The 20,331-nt window shown below is 64.3% G+C and carries 22 protein-coding genes; 12 read left to right on the plus strand and 10 right to left on the minus strand.

Going from position 1 to position 20,331, the window contains the following annotated elements; genetic code table 11:
* Positions 1-67: 67 nt before the first annotated feature.
* Genes U5A89_RS13165 through U5A89_RS13175 form a run of 3 tightly spaced genes read right to left on the minus strand, consistent with a single transcriptional unit; the run spans position 68 to position 2,671 of the window.
* Positions 68-1,420: an SPOR domain-containing protein gene (locus U5A89_RS13165; protein WP_338161537.1), complete on the minus strand. Its 1,353-nt coding sequence runs from the start codon at positions 1,418-1,420 to the stop codon at positions 68-70.
* Between the two features lie 19 nt (positions 1,421-1,439).
* Positions 1,440-1,940: a hypothetical protein gene (locus U5A89_RS13170; protein WP_338161538.1), complete on the minus strand. Its 501-nt coding sequence runs from the start codon at positions 1,938-1,940 to the stop codon at positions 1,440-1,442.
* 11 nt (positions 1,941-1,951) lie between these two features.
* The gene (locus U5A89_RS13175; protein WP_338161539.1) at positions 1,952-2,671 is read right to left on the minus strand and encodes a ParA family protein; all 720 of its coding nucleotides are present in this window, start codon (positions 2,669-2,671) and stop codon (positions 1,952-1,954) included.
* Positions 2,672-2,873: 202 nt separating this feature from the next.
* Here U5A89_RS13175 and U5A89_RS13180 point away from each other — a divergent pair, with 202 nt between their 5' ends.
* The gene (locus tag U5A89_RS13180; RefSeq protein WP_338161540.1) at positions 2,874-3,893 is read left to right on the plus strand and encodes an SPOR domain-containing protein; all 1,020 of its coding nucleotides are present in this window, start codon (positions 2,874-2,876) and stop codon (positions 3,891-3,893) included.
* Between the two features lie 141 nt (positions 3,894-4,034).
* Here U5A89_RS13180 and gcvA read toward each other — a convergent pair whose 3' ends face one another.
* Positions 4,035-4,931: a transcriptional regulator GcvA gene (gcvA, locus tag U5A89_RS13185; RefSeq protein WP_338161541.1), complete on the minus strand. Its 897-nt coding sequence runs from the start codon at positions 4,929-4,931 to the stop codon at positions 4,035-4,037.
* An 86-nt stretch (positions 4,932-5,017) separates the two neighbouring features.
* Between gcvA and U5A89_RS13190 the strand changes: the two genes are divergently transcribed.
* A complete protein-coding gene (locus U5A89_RS13190) occupies positions 5,018-6,046 on the plus strand; it encodes a DUF1338 domain-containing protein (protein ID WP_338161542.1) in 1,029 nt (342 codons plus the stop codon).
* Positions 6,043-7,452: a succinylglutamate-semialdehyde dehydrogenase gene (astD, locus tag U5A89_RS13195; protein ID WP_338161543.1), complete on the plus strand. Its 1,410-nt coding sequence runs from the start codon at positions 6,043-6,045 to the stop codon at positions 7,450-7,452. The genes U5A89_RS13190 and astD (U5A89_RS13195) overlap by 4 nt, the downstream gene beginning before the upstream one ends.
* 60 nt (positions 7,453-7,512) lie before the next feature.
* On the opposite strand, the gene U5A89_RS13200 is transcribed toward astD (U5A89_RS13195), so the two are convergent.
* The 6 genes from U5A89_RS13200 to U5A89_RS13225 form a co-directional block, all read right to left on the minus strand.
* The gene (locus tag U5A89_RS13200) at positions 7,513-7,668 is read right to left on the minus strand and encodes a hypothetical protein (RefSeq protein WP_338161544.1); all 156 of its coding nucleotides are present in this window, start codon (positions 7,666-7,668) and stop codon (positions 7,513-7,515) included.
* Positions 7,669-7,935: 267 nt separating this feature from the next.
* Positions 7,936-8,316 (minus strand): VOC family protein, encoded by a 381-nt coding sequence (locus U5A89_RS13205; RefSeq protein WP_338161545.1) that lies wholly within the window; start codon positions 8,314-8,316, stop codon positions 7,936-7,938.
* A 406-nt stretch (positions 8,317-8,722) separates the two neighbouring features.
* On the minus strand, positions 8,723-8,938 hold the full coding sequence (locus U5A89_RS13210) for a DUF2093 domain-containing protein (RefSeq protein ID WP_338161546.1): 216 nt from the start codon (positions 8,936-8,938) through the stop codon (positions 8,723-8,725).
* Complete coding sequence (locus U5A89_RS13215) at positions 8,938-10,341, minus strand: NAD(P)H-dependent flavin oxidoreductase (protein WP_338163052.1); 1,404 nt, start codon at positions 10,339-10,341, stop codon at positions 8,938-8,940. The genes U5A89_RS13210 and U5A89_RS13215 overlap by 1 nt, the downstream gene beginning before the upstream one ends.
* A 91-nt stretch (positions 10,342-10,432) precedes the next feature.
* Positions 10,433-11,563 carry a glycosyltransferase gene (locus tag U5A89_RS13220; protein WP_338161547.1) on the minus strand — a complete coding sequence of 377 codons (1,131 nt, stop codon included), beginning with the start codon at positions 11,561-11,563 and terminating at the stop codon, positions 10,433-10,435.
* Positions 11,556-12,425, minus strand: coding sequence for an alpha/beta fold hydrolase (locus U5A89_RS13225; protein WP_338161548.1), 870 nt, complete (start codon positions 12,423-12,425; stop codon positions 11,556-11,558). Before U5A89_RS13225 ends, U5A89_RS13220 begins: the two co-directional genes overlap by 8 nt.
* A gap of 37 nt (positions 12,426-12,462) precedes the next feature.
* Between U5A89_RS13225 and U5A89_RS13230 the strand changes: the two genes are divergently transcribed.
* The 9 genes from U5A89_RS13230 to U5A89_RS13270 all read left to right on the plus strand — a co-directional run bounded on the left by U5A89_RS13230 (position 12,463) and on the right by U5A89_RS13270 (position 20,222).
* Positions 12,463-13,869, plus strand: a complete 1,407-nt coding sequence (locus U5A89_RS13230; RefSeq protein WP_338161549.1) for a protein adenylyltransferase SelO family protein — start codon at positions 12,463-12,465, stop codon at positions 13,867-13,869.
* 58 nt (positions 13,870-13,927) lie between these two features.
* Positions 13,928-14,305 (plus strand): hypothetical protein, encoded by a 378-nt coding sequence (locus U5A89_RS13235; RefSeq protein WP_338161550.1) that lies wholly within the window; start codon positions 13,928-13,930, stop codon positions 14,303-14,305.
* Positions 14,306-14,364: 59 nt separating this feature from the next.
* Positions 14,365-15,798, plus strand: a complete 1,434-nt coding sequence (astD, locus tag U5A89_RS13240) for a succinylglutamate-semialdehyde dehydrogenase (protein ID WP_338161551.1) — start codon at positions 14,365-14,367, stop codon at positions 15,796-15,798.
* Positions 15,799-15,894: 96 nt separating this feature from the next.
* The gene (gene cobA / locus U5A89_RS13245) at positions 15,895-16,683 is read left to right on the plus strand and encodes a uroporphyrinogen-III C-methyltransferase (RefSeq protein WP_338161552.1); all 789 of its coding nucleotides are present in this window, start codon (positions 15,895-15,897) and stop codon (positions 16,681-16,683) included.
* Positions 16,680-16,976: a DUF2849 domain-containing protein gene (locus U5A89_RS13250; protein WP_338161553.1), complete on the plus strand. Its 297-nt coding sequence runs from the start codon at positions 16,680-16,682 to the stop codon at positions 16,974-16,976. Before cobA ends, U5A89_RS13250 begins: the two co-directional genes overlap by 4 nt.
* Positions 16,977-16,979: 3 nt before the next feature.
* Complete coding sequence (locus U5A89_RS13255; protein WP_338161554.1) at positions 16,980-18,611, plus strand: nitrite/sulfite reductase; 1,632 nt, start codon at positions 16,980-16,982, stop codon at positions 18,609-18,611.
* On the plus strand, positions 18,604-19,011 hold the full coding sequence (locus U5A89_RS13260; protein WP_338161555.1) for a RidA family protein: 408 nt from the start codon (positions 18,604-18,606) through the stop codon (positions 19,009-19,011). Before U5A89_RS13255 ends, U5A89_RS13260 begins: the two co-directional genes overlap by 8 nt.
* Entirely contained in the window at positions 19,004-19,444 is a 441-nt protein-coding gene (locus tag U5A89_RS13265) for a DUF934 domain-containing protein (protein WP_338161556.1), read from the plus strand. The genes U5A89_RS13260 and U5A89_RS13265 overlap by 8 nt, the downstream gene beginning before the upstream one ends.
* Positions 19,437-20,222, plus strand: coding sequence for a phosphoadenylyl-sulfate reductase (locus U5A89_RS13270; RefSeq protein ID WP_338161557.1), 786 nt, complete (start codon positions 19,437-19,439; stop codon positions 20,220-20,222). The genes U5A89_RS13265 and U5A89_RS13270 overlap by 8 nt, the downstream gene beginning before the upstream one ends.
* Positions 20,223-20,331: the final 109 nt, after the last annotated feature.

The raw sequence follows: 20,331 nt of genomic DNA on the forward strand, positions 1-20,331 counted from the left end.
GACCCAAGAAAAAACGCGCAAAGCCCGAAGGCGTCGCGCGTTCCAGGTTACGCTTCGGGGAGAAGCTTCAGCGTGATGCGAATTGGCGGCCCTTGGTGGCGATGGCCCAGCGCTGCGGCGTTGCGCCCTGCGCGCCTTCGCGCACGAAGCACTGGCCGCTCTTGGCGCGGATCGTCCGGCACGCTGTCATGGCGTCGGCGCGGCTGCCAAAACCGCTGATCGCCAGACGATGATAGGGCTTGCCCTTCACCGTCGCCTGGCTGGTCAGCACCGGGAAGGCGGCGAGCGTGCTGCTGCGCCCCGCCATGCTCATCCATTTTTCCTTGGCGATCGCCGCTGTGTCATAGGCACCCAGTTGCACCACCCAGTTGCTCGCGCCCGTGGCGACCGGCTTGATGAAGGCCGCCTGCTGCATCCGGGCGATCGGCGCAGCCTCGGCGCGGCCCTTGGCGGGCATAGGCCTGGCGTTATGATCTTCGATGATGAAATCGCGGGTAGCGACACGCACTGGCTTAGGCGCAGCCTTGACGACTCGCGCGGGCGCGACCGGTGCGGGCTGCACCACCGGCTGCGGTGCGGGATCGGCTTGCGCCATCTGCACCGGCGCTGGTGCCTGGGCTTCCGGCAAGGGCGCAACCTCGGGCGCGGCTTGCGCCATTTCAACGGGAGCATCCGCGACAGGGGCCAGCGCCAAAGCGACCGGCTGACCGGCATCGCCCTCGTTGATGGTCACGCCCATCAGCGCGGCGACACGCATGGGCGCCAATGAGGGTTCAGCGATCTGCGCCCAGTCCGAAATGCGCTTGTTCGCGGCCAGCGGCTCCATGTCCAGACCCACGATCATACGCGCATCCTTCCAGCGCCCGGCCAGCGCATAGGCATAGGCGAGGTTCTGGCGCGTGCGCGCCGTGGCCGACGGATCGTGGATCGCTTCGGACAGGATGCGGACGCCTTCGCCCGGATCGCCTGCCATCGCCATCGCCAGACCATAATCGGCAGCAGGCACAGTATCGGCATGAGCGGCCAGCAGCGCGCGCGCGTCGTCCGGACGACCCTGCGCCACCTGCACCAGCGCCAGGCTGACGATCGTGCTCGCGTCGCTGTTACCCAGCGTCATCGCATCACTCAGCGCCGTCTGCGCGGACGCGAACCGCCCGGCCAGCACATAGGCGCGGCCCAATATCTGGCGATAGGCGGCGTTTTGCGGCTCCAGTTGCACGGCGGCTTCGGCGGCTTCCACCGCCTTGGCGCCATTGCGATCGGCCAGCGCCTTTTCCGCTGCGATGGCAAGCTTGCCGGGATTGCCCTTCTGCTGGACGGTCGATGCCGACGGGCGGAAAGCCGCACCGGTGCAGCCGACCATAGTCGTCGCGACGAGCAGCGAGGACAGCGCCGCCTTAGCGAATGTCTTGCGTTTCATAACTTTACCCACCTTTCATTCACTGGCCGTCGCGCAGATGCGGCAGCTGCTGAGTCAGCCGGTCGATATCCGGCAGGTCGTTCAAAAGATCATCGAGTGCCTGGGTGACGATCTGCTGGGCCGAACGCCCGGTGATCGCGCAGGCCAGGCGCAATTTGAGATGCCGTTCCGCGTCGAGCCGCAACGTGAAGGCGGTCTTGCGACCACCCGCCGCGGCCGGGACCGACGCGACCTTGGCCGCGATCCGCTTGGCCAACAGCGTGCGCTCCACCACCACCGGCGGCACGGGCACGGCCGGGGTCATCGGCGTCAGGCCGATCGGCGCGGCCGGTTCCTCGCTCGGTTCATGCACCGGCTCGACATCGAAACCCATGTCGTTCCAGCCCAGATCATCCTGCGGCGTCGCCAGGCTCGATGCCCGATTGAAGCCCGGCATCGGGCGGCGCATCGCCGGCTGCGCTGCGCCCTTGCGCGCCAGCAGGCCGGAGGTCAGCGACGCGAGGGGTTTGGGTTCCGCCATCATCCTGTCCCTTACTGGCCGATCACGCGGCGGCCAAAGCCCCCGCCCGACGATCGGGCGGCGATCGTACCGACGCTGCCCTGGGGCACGGAAAAGACCGTGCGACGAAAATTCTTTTCTAGCCGATCCGACACATAGGACCACAGCGCCTCCACTTCGGCAGCAGAGCGCCCCTTGGGATCGACCTCCATCACCGTGCGGCCGTCGATCATCGACGCGGCGAAATCGGTGCGATGGTGCAGAGTCACCGGCGCGACCGTGCCATGCTGCGACAGCGCGACGGCGGCTTCGGACGTGATCCGCGCTTTGGGCGTCGCGGCGTTGACGACGAAGATCAAAGGCTTCCCCGCCCGTTCGCACAGGTCGACCGTGGCGCCGACGGCGCGCAGGTCATGCGGGCTGGGCCGGGTCGGCACGACGATCAGTTCGGCGACCGAAATCACGCTCTGGATCGCCATGGTGATGGCAGGCGGCGTATCGATGACGGCCAGCTTGAACCCCTGTTGGCGCAATATTTCCAGGTCGGCAGCCAGCCGGGCAACGGTCGTCTGGGCAAAGGCGGGGAACTCGGCTTCCCGCTCGTTCCACCAGTCGGCCAGTGACCCTTGCGGATCGATATCGATCAAGACCACCGGCCCCGCCTCGGCACGTTGCGCCTGCACGGCCAGATGGCCCGACAAGGTCGTCTTGCCCGATCCGCCCTTCTGCGACGCCAATGCCAAAATCCGCACGAATACCCCCCAGGAAATTCAATTCCGGCTGGGATTGCCACGACTGCCGCTAAAAATTGGTTAATCCCGTGCGAAACTTCCCGTTTGAACGATGCAGGATAGTTGAGCGGACCGCCTGCTTTGTGCCATTACGCTAACAAGACCTTAACCTTGTTTCGCCATTGCGGTCATCGATTATCCTTTCGCACTGGAGCCTGTGCATATGAAGCCTATCTGGGGAACGGCGGCGCTGGCCGCGATGCTGATCGCCGCGCCGCTCGCGCTGGCGGACGTGAAGACGGGAGTCGATGCATGGCAGCAGGGCGATTATGCCAAGGCGATCGCCGAATGGCGGCCGCTGGCGCAATCGGGCGATCCCGACGCGCAATTCAACCTGGGCCAGGCCTATAAGCTGGGCCGCGGCGTCCAGGCCGACGTCAACACTGCGCTGGACTGGTATCGCAAGGCGGCGGTCCAGGGGCATTTGCGCGCCGAAGACAATCTGGGCCTGCTGATGTTCCAGCAGGGCGACCGCACCGGCGCCATGCCCTATCTGCAGCGCGCATCGATGCGCGGCGAACCGCGCGCGCAATATATCGTCGGCACCGCCCTGTTCAACGGCGACACGCTCGGCAAGGATTGGGTACGCGCCTATGCGCTGATGACGCGCGCTTCGGCGTCCGGCCTGCCGCAGGCGACGACCAGCCTGGAGCAGATGGACAAATATATCCCGGAGGACCAGCGCAAACAGGGTCTGGCGATGGCGGCGAGCATGGAAAAGGGCGACAATGGTTCGGCCTTGGCTGCTGCGACGCCCGCCACGCCGCCGCCGCCCCGCAAGAGCGCCTCGGCGGTTCGCACGACTCCCTTGCCTCCTTCCACCGTCAACCAGCCGGCGCCTAAACCGACCCCCGCACCCGCGGCGCCCAAGCCCGCGCCGCAGGTCGCCGTCGCGAAGCCCAAGCCAGCACCGGCCCCGGAACGCGCCGCAGCCCCCGCTCCTGCCGCCTCGGGTAGCTGGCGCGTGCAATTGGGCGCATTCGGCGAAGAAGGCCGCGCTCGCGCGCTGTGGAGCCAACTCAGCCGCAAGGTCAGCGGCCTGTCCGCCTATCAGCCCTATCTTGTCAAAGCGGGAAGCGTCACCCGGCTTCAGGCCGGTCCCATCGCCAGCGGCACCGACGCCGCCCGCCTGTGCGGCGCGATCAAGGCGGCCGGTGCCGACTGTATGCCCAAGAAGATGTAAGGTCTTCGAAGCCGGTATCTCTCTTCCGTTCGGGCTGAGCCTGTCGAAGCCCTTTACTTGGTCTTACGGCTTGGACAGACAGGGAAGCCCTTCGACAGGCTCAGGGCGAACGGCCATCATAGAAGCTGGCGCTCGACGCGCTTAATCCCGCGCCTGCGCCAGCATCCATTCGCGAAAATGCGCCAACGGCCCCCTGTCGGGCGCCCCGGGCGGATAGACCAGATAATAGGCCTGGTCGGTCGACAGCGGCCGGGCGAAGGGGACGACCAGCGTCCCCGCCTCCAGTTCCGGCTGGATCAGGAAGCTGGGGATCAACGCCACGCCTACCCCGGCGGCGCAGGCCTGCGCCAGCATCAGGAAATGCTCATAGGCCGCTCCCTGCGCCAGCGTTGCAACATCCACCCCCGCCGCCGTCAGCCAGCGCGCCCAGGCGTCTCGCCGCGAAATCTGCGCGAGCAGCGGCGCGTGCAACAGGTCGGCCGGTTCGCGCAGCGGATGCGCCGCCAGCCAGGCGGGCGCGCAGACCGGCACCGCCTCCTCCCGAAATAGGAAGTCCATCGTCACGCCCGGCCAGTCGTCCGCGACACCGAAATGGACAGCTGCATCGAAGGCTTCATGCCCGAAGTCGAAGGGCTGCGACCGGGCAGCGAAGTCGATCACCAGATCGGGATAGCGCGCGGTCAATTGCGGCAGGCGCGGCGCCAGCCATCGCATGCCGAAGCTGGGCAGCGTCGCGATCCGCAGCGCGGTGGGCGATGGCCGTGCCGAAGCCCGCGCCGTCGCCCGACGGATCGCGTCCAGCGCTGGTAACAGCTCTTCGGCATAGGCTCGCCCGGCTTCGTTCAGGCGCACCCGCCGACCGATCCGGTCGAACAGGGGCGTTTGCAGCATCGCCTCCAACTGGGCGATCTGTCGGCTGACTGCACTCTGCGTCAGGCCGATCTCCTCGCCTGCACGGGAAAAGCCGCCATGCCGCGCGGCCGCCTCGAACGCTGTCAGCGCACTCATCGGCGGCAGATATTTGCGGGAGCCGTTCATTCCAAACTCGCATCTACAGATGATAGGTCGCCATTTTGAAACTGACACTTATCCTGCGATAAGGGTGGTGTCATCTGGAGCATATCATGTCGAATGCGAATATGGGAACCGTAGAAGCGCTGATCGTCGCGACGCTGGGCGAGGAGGCCGGAAGACGAACGCTCGCCATGCTGGCGATCGATCCGGCCCTGCTCGCCGAGCGTGGCGACACTGTGTCCCGCGCCGCCTTCGCCATGGCGCTCAACGTCCTGCTGTTCGAAGACCTGCTGCGCCGGGTGCCCAGCGGCAACGCCTATGTCGCCGACACGCTGACGCGTGGTGGGAAGGTCGTGTTCGACCATGGCGCCCTCCGCTCGATCCGCTTCCCCGACGGCCCGACCGGCGCGCTGCCGGGCGGCGAAGACGCATTCACCCGTATCTTCCTGCCACTGGGCTACGCAATGGCGGCGGTCTATCCGCTCGATCGCCTCAAAATGACCGGCCGCGCCTATCGCCATGTCGACCACCCTGAATCGATCCCGCAATTCTTCCTGTCCGAACTCCATGTCGACCGGTTCGATGCCGCATTCGGCGAAGCGGCAACGCGGGTTTTCGGCAGTTCGCGCGACCCGCTGGACGATCATGCTCGGTCCGTCCTGGCCCGTTATGAAGCGCGTACAACTGTCCAACTCGCTGACGCAGTCGCTGCCTTGCCGGTGATCCTCTCCGCCTTCGACCGACAGCATGAACCGCCCAGTTTCGCCGATTATCAATTGCTTCTGTCCCGTTCCAACGAAGCGGCCTGGATCGCGACGGAGGGCAATGGCTTCAACCATGCGACCGACCGGGTGGCGGACGTCGCCGCACTCGCCGATCGGCTGAAAGGAGAGGACCGCCCGATGAAAGCCAAGCTCGAAATCTCCGCCACCGGCCGGGTGCGCCAGACTGCCTTCCGCGCCGACAGCGTGGCGCGGCCCTTTGCCGATGGCGAATGGCGGCAGGTGCCCGGCTCCTTTTATGAGTTCATCAGCCGCGACATCGACCCGGAAACGGGACGGCTCGACCTGGCGTTCGACACCGGCAATGCAACCGGGATCTTCGCCATGACCAGCGCGCAGGAAGGCACGGCACGATGAGCGCGATGCTACAATCCTTTGACCCGGCATCCCGCGAGTTGGTGTGGGAAGGCCCGGTCGCCAGCGCCGACGATTGCCATCGCGCCGTCGCCACAGCCCGCGCCGCCCTGCCCGGCTGGCGCGCGCTGCCGGTGGACGACCGCATCGCCATTGCCCGCCGCTACGCCCAGGTGCTGGGGGAACGCCGTGCCGCGCTAGCGCAACTCATATCGCGCGAAACGGGCAAATTGCTGTGGGAAAGCGACGCCGAAATCGGATCGATGATTGCCAAGGTCGATGTGTCGATCAAGGCCCATGCCGAACGCACCGGCGAGCGCACCGCCGACATGCCCTTTGGCCGCGCAGTGCTGCGTCATCGCGGCCATGGCGTGATGGCGGTGCTTGGCCCCTATAATTTCCCCGGCCATCTGCCCAACGGCCATATCGTTCCCGCCCTGATCGCGGGCAATGCCGTTGTGTTCAAACCGTCGGAGATCACCCCCGCCACCGGCGCCGCCATGGCCGACGCCTGGGCTGCGGCAGGCCTGCCCGATGGATTGCTGACCATCGTGCAGGGTGGCCGCGCGACCGGAGAGGCACTGGTCGCTGGCGACATAGACGGGCTGCTCTTCACTGGATCGGCGGGCGCTGGCGCAGCCTTGCGGCGGGCGCTGGTCGATCGGCCCCATGTCATCATGGCGCTGGAATTGGGCGGCAACAATCCGCTGATCGCCTGGGACTCGCCCGAAGCTACCGCGTCGATCATCGTCAATTCCGCCTTCATCACCACTGGTCAGCGCTGTTCCTGCGCCCGCCGCCTGATCGTGCCCGAAGGCAGGGTGGGCGACGCCATCGTGGAGGCAACCGCCGCGCTCGCTGCCCGCTTGCCGATCGCCGCCTGGAACGAACCGGGCGATGCCTTCATGGGACCGCTGGTGTCGGACCAGGCCGCCGCCGCGGCGAATCGCGCCGTCGGCGACCTGATCGCACGCGGCGCGCGGGTCATACGCGCCTTTGACGGGGTGCCGGGCCGCAGCGCCGCCTTCGTCACCCCGGCTTTGCTCGACCTGACCGGCGTGGATGCCCCGGACGCGGAGATCTTTGCGCCAGTGCTGACGATCGTGCGCGTGCCGGATTTCGACTCTGCGATCGCCGCCGCCAACGCTACTAGCTTCGGCCTGTCCGCCGGGCTGATCTCGCAAGACGATGCGCTATGGAACCGGGTGGTGGAGGAAAGTCGCGCCGGCGTCGTCAACCGCAACCGCCCGACCACCGGCGCGGCGGGCAACATGCCCTTTGGCGGCCTGGGCGCGTCGGGCAATCATCGGCCCAGCGCCTATTACGCCGCCGATTATTGCGCCTATCCCATCGCCAGTTTCGAAGCGCAAAGCGTGGCCGCCGTGCCGGTGACGGGGCTGAACGATTAAAGGCGATCACGGCTGGAGCATTGTATCTTCGACGCAAACCCCAGCCCTGAACGATCGGGATTACAGCCCCAGCCGCGCCCAGAAATCGTCGGGCGCGATGGCGCCGCCGGTCACCGCCTTGCGATCGCTACGGTTCCAGCTGCTATGTGGGACGTAGATGTGGTCGTCCGCCCGAACTGGGCGTGGCGAGCGGGGACGGGTGATTATGCGGGTCATCGTCTTCTCCTCGAACAAGGGAACACGAAACCTGGCGTGGTCGCTTCGGCACCGTGCGCTTTAGCCGTTGGTGACGCGGAGCAAGCTGACATCCTTCAAAAGCCGCGGAGCATGATGCTCGCGACTCTATCTAGCGATCTGGTTGAAAAAGTCGAAATAGCTTTGCTTGGGGCGGGCGCACGCTGCGTTTAATCGTGTGTCAGACGCGCATGTCTTTTGCTTTGCAACACCCTGGCGAAAAGATGCATTGAGCCAGCCCTGCGTGGATCAACCGATCCGGTGCAATCCGCATAGCTTATTGCCTGCAGGATCACGCAGATAGGCAAGGTAGAGTTTGCCGAACCCGCCTTCGCGAACCCCCGGCGGGTCTTCGCACGGCGTGCCGCCGGACGCGACGCCAGCCTCATGCCAGGCATCCGCCTGCTCGGGCGACGCCATGGCAAAACCGATGGTGCCACCATTGGCGTGGCAGGCCGATGCGCCATCGATCGGCTTGGTCACGATGAACAGCGCGCCATCATGCATATAAATGATGCGGCCCATATCGTCGAAGAAGCCCGGCTTGCCAGCGACCGCGCCGAATATCGCATCATAAAAGGCCTTGGACGCCGCCAGATCGTTGGCGCCCACCATGATGTGGCTGAACATGCTGTTTTCCAAGGACAAGACATCAAACACCGACGATTTGCGTCAGCGCACCATCAGAACGATCGATGTGGAATGGACATGGACCACAACCCGGCCCTGTCGTCAGGACAGACCCAGCGGTCGGATCAGAAAATCGTGCTGTACAGGAACCAGCCCACGATCAGCAGGCTCGATACGATGCAAATACGATCACCAAAGACGTCGATACGAGACATCAGAAAAACATCCTTCCACATGTTGAGCGATCTCCGTCGCTTCCGTGGAAAGATTACATCAGTTTTTACCGTATCGGAATAGCAAAGTTGCGACGAATAGCGCATTATCGGCGCTGAACCGACGTTCAGTGTCTCTTGAACGTAAAATCGATGTCGCTACTCAGGTTTAAAGGACGTTTCCGACCATTAACCTATCGAAAATCGCTTCCGCGATGCTCCAGGAAGGATCGAGTCGCCTCCTGCGGCCCGCGATAGGCCTCCTGAAATTCCGCGCTCCAATATTTCAGATCCTCCAGATCGATTCGCGCACCCGACACGGCGCACAGCACGAACTGCCCCGACCGCACGATATCGAAATGCGGCGTATCGTAACGCAGCACGGCCAGCCCGGGAATATCGGTCACCATCAATCGCCCGTCAGGATGCGATCGACCAGCTGCTTCACCGTCGGGACGAAGCCGTTGGAGTAGAAGGGATCCTGCTTGAATTTATAGGCGCCGTGGCCCGCGAAGATCAGGTTCTGATCCAGGTCGCCGCCATGCACCGCCTCCTGCAACGCCTTCTGGATGCAGAAGCTGCGCGGATCGGCCAGGCGACCGGTCGAGTTGGTTTCGCTATCCATCCAGGACGAGAAGGAACATTGGCTAAGGCAGCCCATGCAGTCCGTCTGATCCTTGCGGATTACGTTCTTTTCCTCTTCGCCCACGAACACCAGCGTGTTGTCCGGCGTCTTGAGCGCGGCGGTGAAGCCCTGCCCCACCCATTCGCGCGCGCGATTGAGGTCGCCCAACGTGACCCAGAAATTCTTGCCCTTCACGCCCACGTCCAGCTGGTGCGTATGGTCGCCCGCCTGTTCGGTGCTGAAGGGAATCTGCCGTTCCGACCGCGCTTCCAATTGACGCAGAAAGGGATTGCGCACCGCCGAACTGTAGAAGCCGGTGGGCGAGAATTTATGCAGCAGAACGTCGCCGGGATTGAGCTGGGTCAGCCGATCCTTCCACTCCTGCGGGATCGGGCTTTCCTGCGTCAGCAGTGGTCGGGTGCCGAACTGGAAGGCGATGCTGCCCAGTTCGGGATTGTCGATCCAGTCGTTCCAGTCCTTGAGCGCCCAGACGCCGCCCGCCATGATGATCGGCACATCGTCCGAAATGCCGCCTTCACGCATCGTTTCGCGCAGCGCTTTCACGCGCGGATAGGGGTCTTGGGGCACTTTGGGGTCTTCGGCGTTGGACAGGCCGTTATGCCCGCCCGCCAGCCAGGGGTCTTCATAGACGACCGCCGCCAGCCATTCAGACGCCTTGGAATAGGCGCGCTTCCACAGCGCGCGGAAGGCGCGGCCGGAGGATACGATGGGCAGGTAGCTGACATTGTAGGAGGCGGCGATTTCCGACAGCTTATAGGGCATGCCCGCGCCGCAGGTGACGCCTGCCACCATGCCGCGCGTCTTTTCCAGGACGCCGTGCAGAATGCGCTGGGCGCCGCCCATTTCCCACAGCACGTTGATGTTGATCGCGCCCTTGCCACCGGCGATCTCATAGGCGCGCTTCACCTGTTCGACCGCGCCGTCGATGGCGTAGGCGACCAGTTCCTCATGGCGATCGCGCCGGGTGCGGCCATGGTAAATCTGAGGGATGACGTTGCCGAAACTGTCATAGCTGTCGGCATTGACCGCCGACACCGTGCCGATGCCGCCGGCCGCCGCCCAGGCGCCCGAACTGGCGTGGTTGGACACAGCAACGCCCTTGCCGCCTTCGACCAGCGGCCAGACTTCACGGCCACCATAGACGATGGGCTTCAACCCCTTGAACAACGACATCTCCCGCGAAAACGGCCCGGTCCCTCGACCGGGTAAATAGCGACCCTATAGCAGCTTTTGCTGCCTGTGACGAATGCGGCGGCCCCTAGCGCAAAATCATGGGACTTGCCAGAGCCTCCCCATATAATGACGCATAGGCGTCGACCATGTCGTCTTCGGCATAATCGCGGGCCGCGCGCTGGCGATTGGCGGCGCCCAGGCGCGCGCGGAGATCGGCGTCGGCGGCGAGGGCGCCAAGGGCGTCGGCCAATCCTTGCTCATTCCCGACCACGAAGCCCCGGTTCTCCGGCGCGACCATATTGGCGACATCGCCTACATTCATGGACGCGGCTGGCACCCCCGCCGCCATTGCCTCCACCAGCGAGATCGGAAATTGCTCGCTGTCGGACGACAGGACGAAGATGTCGAACAGGCCGACGAAGCGCCAGGGGCGGTCCATGAAACCGGCCATATGGATATCGTCCAGCCCCTGCGCGGCGGCTTCGGCCAGGATCGCGTCGCGTTCCGGCCCCTCGCCCACTACAACCAGTTGCAGGCGATCCTTGTGCGCAGCGACCGCGCGGACGAGGCGCGGGATATTCTTGACTGCGCGCAGGCCCGCCAGCGTACCAACCAGCAACTTGCCCGGCGATCGGACCAGGCCGGGTATCGCATCGGGCGCGGGCGGCATGGCATAGCGCGCCACGTCGATACCGTTGCGGATCAACCGCACTTTGTCCGCCGGTTGCTTCCACACGTTACGCGCGATTCCCTCCAACCGCACCGATGGCACGACCATGGCGTGGGCGCGTTGCAGGGCCACGCGGCGGAACAGATTGCGCTTGGTCTTCAGCCCATTGGTCTCATCGGCGTTGAAGCCGTCTTCATGATGGATGAGCGGCGGCAGTCCCGCCGCCGCACCCGCCAGCCGGTGCGCCATGACTGCGTCCATCGATCCCCAATTATAGGTCAGCACCAGATCGAACTGCTTGAGGAAAGCGGTGATGACTTTGTAGCGGGCGAGACCCGGCTTGCCCGCGAAAGATGGCCCGTCGGGGAAATCGACAGCGACACCCGGATCGATCGCGTCGCGCGCGCCTATGGCCTGCGGATCGGCGCTGACGATGCTATGGCGCGCCTTGTCGCCCCAGATGTTCATCAGACGCACAGCCCGCGCTTCCTTGCCGCCCAGCGTGAAACTGCCATGGACGTGCAGGATATGCGGCCGATCAGCCATGCAGCACGCGCGCGAGCAATTGATCGATCGCGACGACGCTCTCCGGCTCGTCCAGAGCAGGCGCATGGCCGACATCGGGGATGGTGGCGCATAGGGCGCTGGTTCCGATCGCCTCCACCATGCGCTGCGCGGTCGCGGCGGATAGCAGGTCGGATCGTTCGCCGCGCAGCAGCAAGGTCGGAATGCCCTGAAACGCCTGCATCACCGGCCACATATCGACGCCCGCCTCGCTGCCGGTGGCGCGGATCGGATCGGCGATCTTCATGTCATAGTCGAGCACCACGCGCCCGCCGCTGTTGAGGCGATAGAGACGCTTCGCCATCGCCAGCCATTGTTCCAGATCATAGCCGGGATAGACATCCGCATTGGCCTCCGCCAAGGCGCGGGCGGCGTGGACCCAGGTGGGGTGCGACTGGCCGACGCCGACATAGGCGCGAATACGCGCCAGCCCGGCTTCGTCCAGCGTCGGGCCGACATCGTTCAGCACCGCGCCCGCCAGCCATTCCCGGTGGGTCGCGGCGATCAACATCGTGATGATGCCGCCCAGCGATGTGCCGACCGCCACGAAACGGGTGATGGCAAGATCGGCCAGCAAGCGACTGATATCCTGCAAATAAGTCAGCGGGACATAGGTCATCGCGTCCTTGGCATAGGCGCTTTCGGCGCGCCCGCGCATGTCCGGGCAGATCAGCCGCCATTCGCCCGCCAGCCTGTCGGCAAGCGGCTCGAAATCGCGGGCATTGCGGGTCAACCCCGGCAGGCAGAGCAAAGGCGGACGCCCGTCCGCGCCGCCCGCATAGTCCCGATAATGAAGCCGCAGCCCATCAGGTGACCACCAATATCCGTCGCTATAACCGACCACGCTTGATCCTTTGGGTGAAGCACCCCCATATCGCCATATGAACCAGACGCCGCAAGCCGCCAATTATCGTCCCGCCACCGAAATCGACAGGTTGATGCCCGACATCGGCGATCCTGTCGTCGCGGCGGACTTTCCGCAGACGATCCTGCGCTATCGCAATGACCGCGCCGCTGCTTCGGTGGGGCTTGAGGGCTTGAGTGACGAGCAATGGATCGCCCATTTCGGCCGGTTCGCGCCGCTGGAGGGCAGCCTGCCCCAACCGCTGGCGCTGCGCTATCATGGTCATCAGTTCCGCCATTATAATCCCGACATCGGCGACGGGCGCGGATTCCTGTTTGCACAGTTGCGCGACAGTGCGAGCCGCCTCCTCGACCTGGGCACCAAGGGATCGGGCCAGACGCCCTATAGCCGCTTCGGCGACGGACGGCTGACGCTGAAAGGCGGCGTGCGCGAAATATTGGCGACCGAGATGCTGGAAGCGCTGGGCGTCATCACGTCCAAGACCTTTTCCATCATCGAAACGGGCGAGGCGCTGGAGCGCAATGACGAGCCATCCCCCACGCGCGGGGCGGCGATGGTGCGCCTGAGCCATTCGCATATCCGTATCGGCTCGTTCCAGCGCGCGGCTTATTTGGATGACAAGGCGCTGCTGGGCAAGCTGACCGACTATGCGCTGATACAGCTTTATGGTGAAACGCCGGGCGACAATCCGGCGGCCGAGTTGCTGGGCCGGGTGGTGGAGCGCACCGCCGACCTCGCCGCCAGCTATATGGTCGCAGGCTTCGTCCATGGCGTGCTCAACAGCGACAACATCAATGTGACCGGCGAGAGCTTCGACTATGGTCCCTGGCGCTTCACGCCCTTGTGGGACGCGGCGTTCACCGCCGCTTATTTCGACCATCAGGGTTTGTACGCCTTTGGGCGACAGGCAGAAGCGATCCACTGGGACGTCGCCCAACTGGCCGTATCGCTTCGGCCTTTGTCCGAAGCTGCACCGCTGATCGCGCAGCTTGAGCGCTTCCCGGCGCTTTACGGCGAAGCACTGGCGCAGCGTTTCTGCTGGCGTCTTGGCGTTATGCCCGACGCGAATGCGAGCGCCCTGGTGGAAGCCGCCGTGCGTGGAATGGTGGCCAGCAGCACGCCGATCGATCGCTTTTTCCATGACTGGCGCGGCGGCGTGGCGCGCGACGCCGCCGCCTATACCGACGACTCCTGGACGCCATTCCGCCAGGCGGTCAGTGGGGTTGCCGCAGTGCCGGATGCACGCCAGCACCCCTATTGGGCGGACGACGCCCCCTATTCCATGCTCATCGAAGAGGTCGAAGCCATCTGGCAATCCATCGATACGCAGGATGACTGGTCACCCCTCTATGACAAGGTCGCCGCGATCCGCCGCTTGGGGGACGCGCTGGGCGCATATATACCAGGCTTCGACGATGATTAACTGCGCTGAAATTATCACAGGTTAAGGTTTTTAACCTTGGGCCAACTAAGGTAGAAACATGATCGAGCGTGATTTGAGCGACCCCGACGGCATCATCACCGTCCGGTCATCGGGTCGGTGGAGTCGGGCGGAACTGGACGCGCATTTTCAGGCATTGCGCGAAATTCTCGTGCAAAAGCGCCGCAACGGCGACCCTGTCAGGGTGCTGTCCGATGTGACGGCCGCAGGCGAACAGGATGTCGGCACTGCCGCGCATATCTTGTCGCAATTTCGCCAGACCTATCACCCCGGTGACCGGGTGGTGATCCTGACGGCCAATGCCGCGGTCAAGCAAGTGGTGCGCGACATGCTGATCGATTTCGACATGGCGGTCTTCAGTTCGCGCTTGCCCGCCGAAATGTGGCTGATGGCGGACGACCTGCCGCCGCCCCGATAATCGGCCGTTGGGTTAACGCCTATTTTCCTTAACCTTTTTCGGCCATAGCATGACGCCAAATGGTCGCGCCGCTAACATCCCATGAACCCGCCACCGGCGCCCTGCTTTGGCAGGGTGAAACGGGAGATGTCGACAGGGAGGTCGCCCGCGCCGCCGCAGCCTGGCCCAAATGGGCGGCGCAGCCCATCGCCTATCGCATCGAAACCTTGCGCCGCTTCGTCAATGTCGTGCGGCGGCAGGAAGATGCGCTGGCCGACCTGATTGCCCGCGAAACCGGCAAGCCGCTGTGGGACGCGCGCGCGGAAGTTTCCGCGGTGATGGCGAAGATCGACGTCAGCATCGCCGCCTATTCCGAACGCACCGGGCAAAAGCGGCTGGAAGCGGCGCTAGGCGCGCGCCAGTCGGTACGGCACAAGCCCCATGGCGTCATGGCGGTGCTTGGTCCCTATAATTTCCCTGCGCACTTGCCCAACGGCCATATCATCCCGGCGCTGCTGGCGGGTAATGCCGTGGTGTTCAAGCCGTCGGAAAAGACGCCGGCTGTGGGCGAGATGCTGGTCAATCTCTATCATGAAGCAGGCGTACCGGTGGATGCCGTGCGCCTGCTGTTGGGCGGCCCCGATGCGGGCAAGGCGCTGGCCGCGCATCCCGATGTCGGCGGCATCCTCTTTACCGGATCGGCGCAGGCCGGCATCGCGATCAACCGGCAATTCGCAGCCCAGCCATCGAAAATCCTGGCGCTGGAAATGGGCGGCAACAACCCGATCATCGTGTGGGACACGCCGGAGATCAACGCGGCCGCGACATTGGTGGTCCAGTCGGCATTCCTGAGCAGCGGCCAGCGCTGCACCGCCGCCCGCCGCCTGATCGTGCGGGACAGCATTGCCGACCGGCTGATCGCGGAGATCAAGAAGCTGGCCGACCGGCTGATCGTCGATCATCCCCATGCCAACCCAACCCCCTATATGGGACCGGTGATCGACAATCAGACTGCGGACGGGTTGACCGAAAGTTTCCTCTATCTGATGAGCAACGGCGGCAAGCCGATCAAGCATATGGTGCGGCCGCATAAGGGGCTGCCTTTCCTGACCCCCGCCATCATCGACGTGACCGCGATGACGGAGCGCCCTGACGTCGAACTGTTCGGCCCGCTGCTGCAGGTCGTGCGCGTAGAGTCTTTCGGAGACGCCATCGCGGAGGCCAACAACACGCGTTATGGTTTGTCCGCGTCGCTGATCGGCGGGTCGCCCGAACAATATAATCAATTCTGGGCCAATATCCGCGCCGGGGTGGTTAACTGGAACAGGCCGACCAACGGCGCGTCTGGCAATGCGCCCTTCGGCGGGGTCGGCGTATCGGGCAACCATCGCCCCAGCGCTTATTATGCGGCGGATTATTGCGCCTATCCGGTCGTATCGGCGGAAATAGAGACGCCCCGCGCGTCGATCGGCATCGGGTTGAAAGACATCGACGTTAGCGTGATGGGCGATTGAGCCAGGCGCGGCGCGACGCACCCCCAAAACATTTACTAAGCCCCGCCATACCCATTCTGAATTGAACTCCCGGCGCGCGTTCGCCATGTGGCAAACATGGCTGACATTGCACCTTCTATCGTCCATCTGGTGGGCGCGGGACCGGGCGACCCGGACCTGCTGACGCTCAAAGCGGCGCGCCTTATCGGCGCGGCCGATGTGATCGTGCATGACGGGCTGGTATCCGACGCAATATTGGCGTTCGCATCGCCCGGCGCTGAACTGATTTCGGTCGCCAAGCAGCGCAGCCGCCACTCCATGCCACAGGACGCGATCAACGCGCTGCTGGTTGATCTGGCGCGCGAAGGCCGCAATGTCGTGCGCTTGAAGGGCGGCGATCCGTTCATCTTCGGCCGCGGTGGCGAGGAAGTGGACGCCTGCCGCGCCGCTGGCGTCCCGGTCGAGGTCGTACCGGGTATCAGCGCGGCGATCGGCAGCGCGGCGATGGCGCAATTGCCGCTGACCCATCGGGACGCATCCAGCGCGGTCAGCTTCGTCGCGGGCCAGTGCAAGGGTCTGACCGATCAGGACTGGTCGGGTCTGGCGGGCAAGGGCCGCACGCTGATCATCTATATGGGCGTCGCGACCGCGACCGACATCGCCGACAAGCTGATGGCCGATGGCGTGTCGCCCGCCCTGCCCGTGGCTGTGCTGGAAAACGGCACGCGCGCTGACATGCGAACATTGCGCACCCTGCTCGCTGATTTGGGCGACATGGTGGTGCGGGAGAAGGTTGTGAGTCCGGCCCTGATCGTGGTCGGCGACGTGGCGGCTCATGCGCTGGCGCAGGACGTGCTGGCGGACTGGGCCGCCAAAGGGGAGAATATTTCGGAGATGCGTTCGTGAAGATATTGACCGGCAACGATCTTGAAAGCGGTGACGTCATCTGGTGGGCGGGCGACGGCTGGTCGCGCCAGGTCGGCGACAGCGCCGATGTGGGCGACCATGGCGGCGACCTGGCCCGCACGGAGGAAGCCGCGCTGCGCGTGGTCGGCGCCTATGTGATCGACGCGACCATCACCGATGATGGCGTGCGCCCGGCCCATATCAAGGACCGCATCCGTGCGTTGGGGCCGACCGTGCGTCCTGACCTGACGCTGAAACCGAACGACGCCGATGCCGGCAACTGGGTGATCTGAACCATGTATCGCTATGACAGCTACGACCAGTCCATCGTCGACGCCCGCGTCGAGGAATTTCGCGACCAGGTGCAGCGCCGCCTGACCGGCGCGCTGACTGAGGACCAGTTCAAGCCGCTACGGCTGATGAACGGCCTCTATCTGCAACTCCACGCCTATATGCTGCGCGTCGCCATTCCCTATGGCACGCTGAGCGGCAAGCAGATGCGCAAGCTGGGCGAGATTGCGGCGAAGTATGACCGTGGCTACGGCCATTTCACCACGCGTCAGAATTTGCAATATAACTGGATCAAGCTGGCCGATGCCCCCGACATCCTCGCCGAACTGGCGACGGTGGAGATGCACGCCATCCAGACGTCAGGCAATTGCATCCGCAATATCAGTTCGGATCAATATGCGGGCGTATCGGCTGACGAGGTGGCGGACCCCCGCCCCTGGGCCGAACTGCTGCGCCAATGGTCCAGCTTCCACCCGGAATTCACCTACCTGCCGCGCAAGTTCAAGATTTGCGTGATCGCCAGCGACGACGATCGCGCCGCGATGAAGCTGCACGACATCGGGCTTAAGCTGGTCGAGCGGGACGGCGTGATCGGCGCGGAAGTCTATGCCGGTGGCGGCATGGGGCGGACCCCGATGGTCGCGCCGCAGATCAACGGCTTCGTTCCCGAAGATGAGATCATCTCCTATCTCGAAGCCTGCCTGCGCGTGTACAACCGCTATGGCCGCCGCGATAACAAGTATAAGGCCCGGATCAAGATCCTGGTCCATGAGATCGGCGTCGAAGAATATAAGCGCCAGGTCGAGGAAGAGTTCGCCCATATGCGGACCTTGGGCCTCAACCCGCCGGTCGAGGAACTGGACCGCATCCGCGCCTTCTTCGCGCCGCCCGCCTATGAAACCGGCCTGTCCGAAGCGATCGACCGCGCCGATCCCGCCTTCGCCCTGTGGGTCGATCGGCAGGTCGCGGCGCACAAGGCACCCGGCTATGCGATCGTCAATATCAGCCTGAAGCCGCTGACCGGCATTCCCGGCGATGCGTCGGCCGAGCAGATTGACCTTGTCGCCAGCCTGGCCGAGCAATATTCGCTCGACGAACTGCGTGTCACCCATGCGCAGAATTTGGTCCTGCCGCATGTGAAGAAGGCGGATCTCTACGCCATCTGGCAGAAGCTGGAAGAGGCCGGGCTGTCCGAGGCCAATCTGGACCTCATCACCGACATCATCGCCTGCCCCGGCCTGGATTATTGCGCGCTCGCCAATGCGCGCTCGATCCCGCTGGCGCAGAAGATCGCGCAGCGTTTCGCCGCGACGGAGCGGCAGGCGGAACTGGGCGAATTGAAGCTCAAGATTTCGGGCTGCATCAACGCCTGCGGCCATCATCATGCCGGGCATATCGGCATCCTTGGCGTGGACCGGAAGGGCGTGGAGAATTTCCAGCTGTCGCTGGGCGGATCAGGCGCGGAGGACACGTCGCTGGGCCAGATCACCGGTCCCGGCTTTTCGGAGGACGGCGTGGTCGATGCGATCGAAAAGGTCACCGACCTCTATCTGGCGCAGCGGGAAAGCGGCGAACGCTTCCTCGACACCTATCGCCGTCTGGGCATGAAGCCGTTCAAGGAGGCGATCTATGGGTAAGCGCGACGCCGTTTTCCCGGCCAATCCTCACGCCCTTTATGACGAGCATCGCTATTCGCCCGCGATCCGGTCCAAAGGTTTCCTGTTCGTGTCGGGGCAGGTTGGCGCCCGTCAGGACGGGTCGGCTGAACCGGATCTGGCCGGGCAGGTCCAACTCGCCTTCAATAATCTGAATGGGATTTTGGAAGCGGCGGGCAGCAGTTTCGCCGATGCCGTCGATGTGACCTTGTTCATGATCGACCCCGAACGCCATTTCGAAACCATCTGGCCGGTGCTGCAAAAGAATTGGGGCGAAAGGCCGTTCCCCAATGTCACGGCCGTAGGCGTGACCTGGCTCGCCGGTTTCCAGTTCGAAATCAAGGTTATCGCACGCATCCCGGAGGAAGCGGATCATGGTTGAATTTCTGTCCTTCCGTGATGGCGAAGCCACGCAGGAACCGTCCGTGACCGTCGAAGCCTTCACCGGCCAGTCCAACTCCACCGCCGTGCGGATCGAGGCGGGCGAGGATGCGCGCGAATTGCTGCCCCACCTGGACCGCCTGTCGCTGGTGGAGGTGAATTTCCCGGCCTATGGCGACGGGCGTGGCTATTCGGCAGCGCGTATCCTGCGGGAATCGGGCTATCGGGGCGAATTGCGCGCCGTGGGCGATGTGCTGGTCGACCAGATCGTCGCCATGCGCCGCTGCGGCTTCGACAGTTTTCATCCTGACAAAGCGCTGGACGACGCCGCCGTCGACCGCGCGCTCAATCGTTACGACGACGTCTATCAAAAGGCGATCGACGGCCGCAACCCGGTTTGGGCGAAGCGGCACCCGGAGACAATCAATGGCTGAACCTGCCCGCAAGATCGACCTGATCGACACCCGCCCCGCTTTTACCCAGGCGGATGCGGACGCGCTCAACGCGCGGTTCGAGGGCGTCGATACGCTGACCATGCTCAAGACCGTGTTCGCAGAGAAGCTGGCCGGCAATGTCGCCGTCGTTTCTTCCTTCGGCACGGAAAGCGCGGTGCTGCTTGATCTGGTGGCGAAGGCCGATCCGACCGTGCCGGTCATCTTCGTCGATACGCTCAAGATGTTCGCGGAAACGCTCAACTATCGCGACACGCTGATCGCGCGCTTCGGCTTTACCGACAGCCGGACGGTCACGCCGATCGCCGATGTGATCGCGAAGAAGGATGAGACGGGCCTGCGCTGGTCCTACGATCCCGACGGTTGCTGCGAAATCCGCAAGGTCGAGCCGATGAAGCGCGCCAAGGATGGCCTAGACGCGTGGATTTCGGGTCGCAAGGCGTTCCAGTCGGTGACGCGCCAGAACCTGCCCCGGTTCGAGGTGGAGGACGGCCGGTTGAAGCTCAATCCGCTGGGCGACTGGAACAAGGCCGATCTGGAAGCCTATTTCGACGCGCAGAATCTGCCGCGCCATCCGTTGGAGGCGCAGGGCTATCTGTCGATCGGCTGCGAACCCTGCACGTCCAGGGTAATGCCGGGTGAAGACCCGCGTGCGGGCCGCTGGCGCGGTTGGGACAAGGTGGAATGTGGTATCCATTCGCCGGTTACCCCAATCCCGGTCATCGATCCCGAAGACCCGGCCAACCAGCCGGTATTCTGAACCAGATGGCGCGTCCAGTCAGTCAGTGGCTGCGACGCGCCCATCTGTAGCCTTAGTCCTGCTCCGGAACGTTCGCGCAACATTATTACAAAAGGCTGGACGGATCGCC

Origin of the sequence: Sphingobium sp. HWE2-09 (genome assembly GCF_035989265.1) — a bacterium.
In the GTDB taxonomy this organism is placed as follows: domain Bacteria; phylum Pseudomonadota; class Alphaproteobacteria; order Sphingomonadales; family Sphingomonadaceae; genus Sphingobium.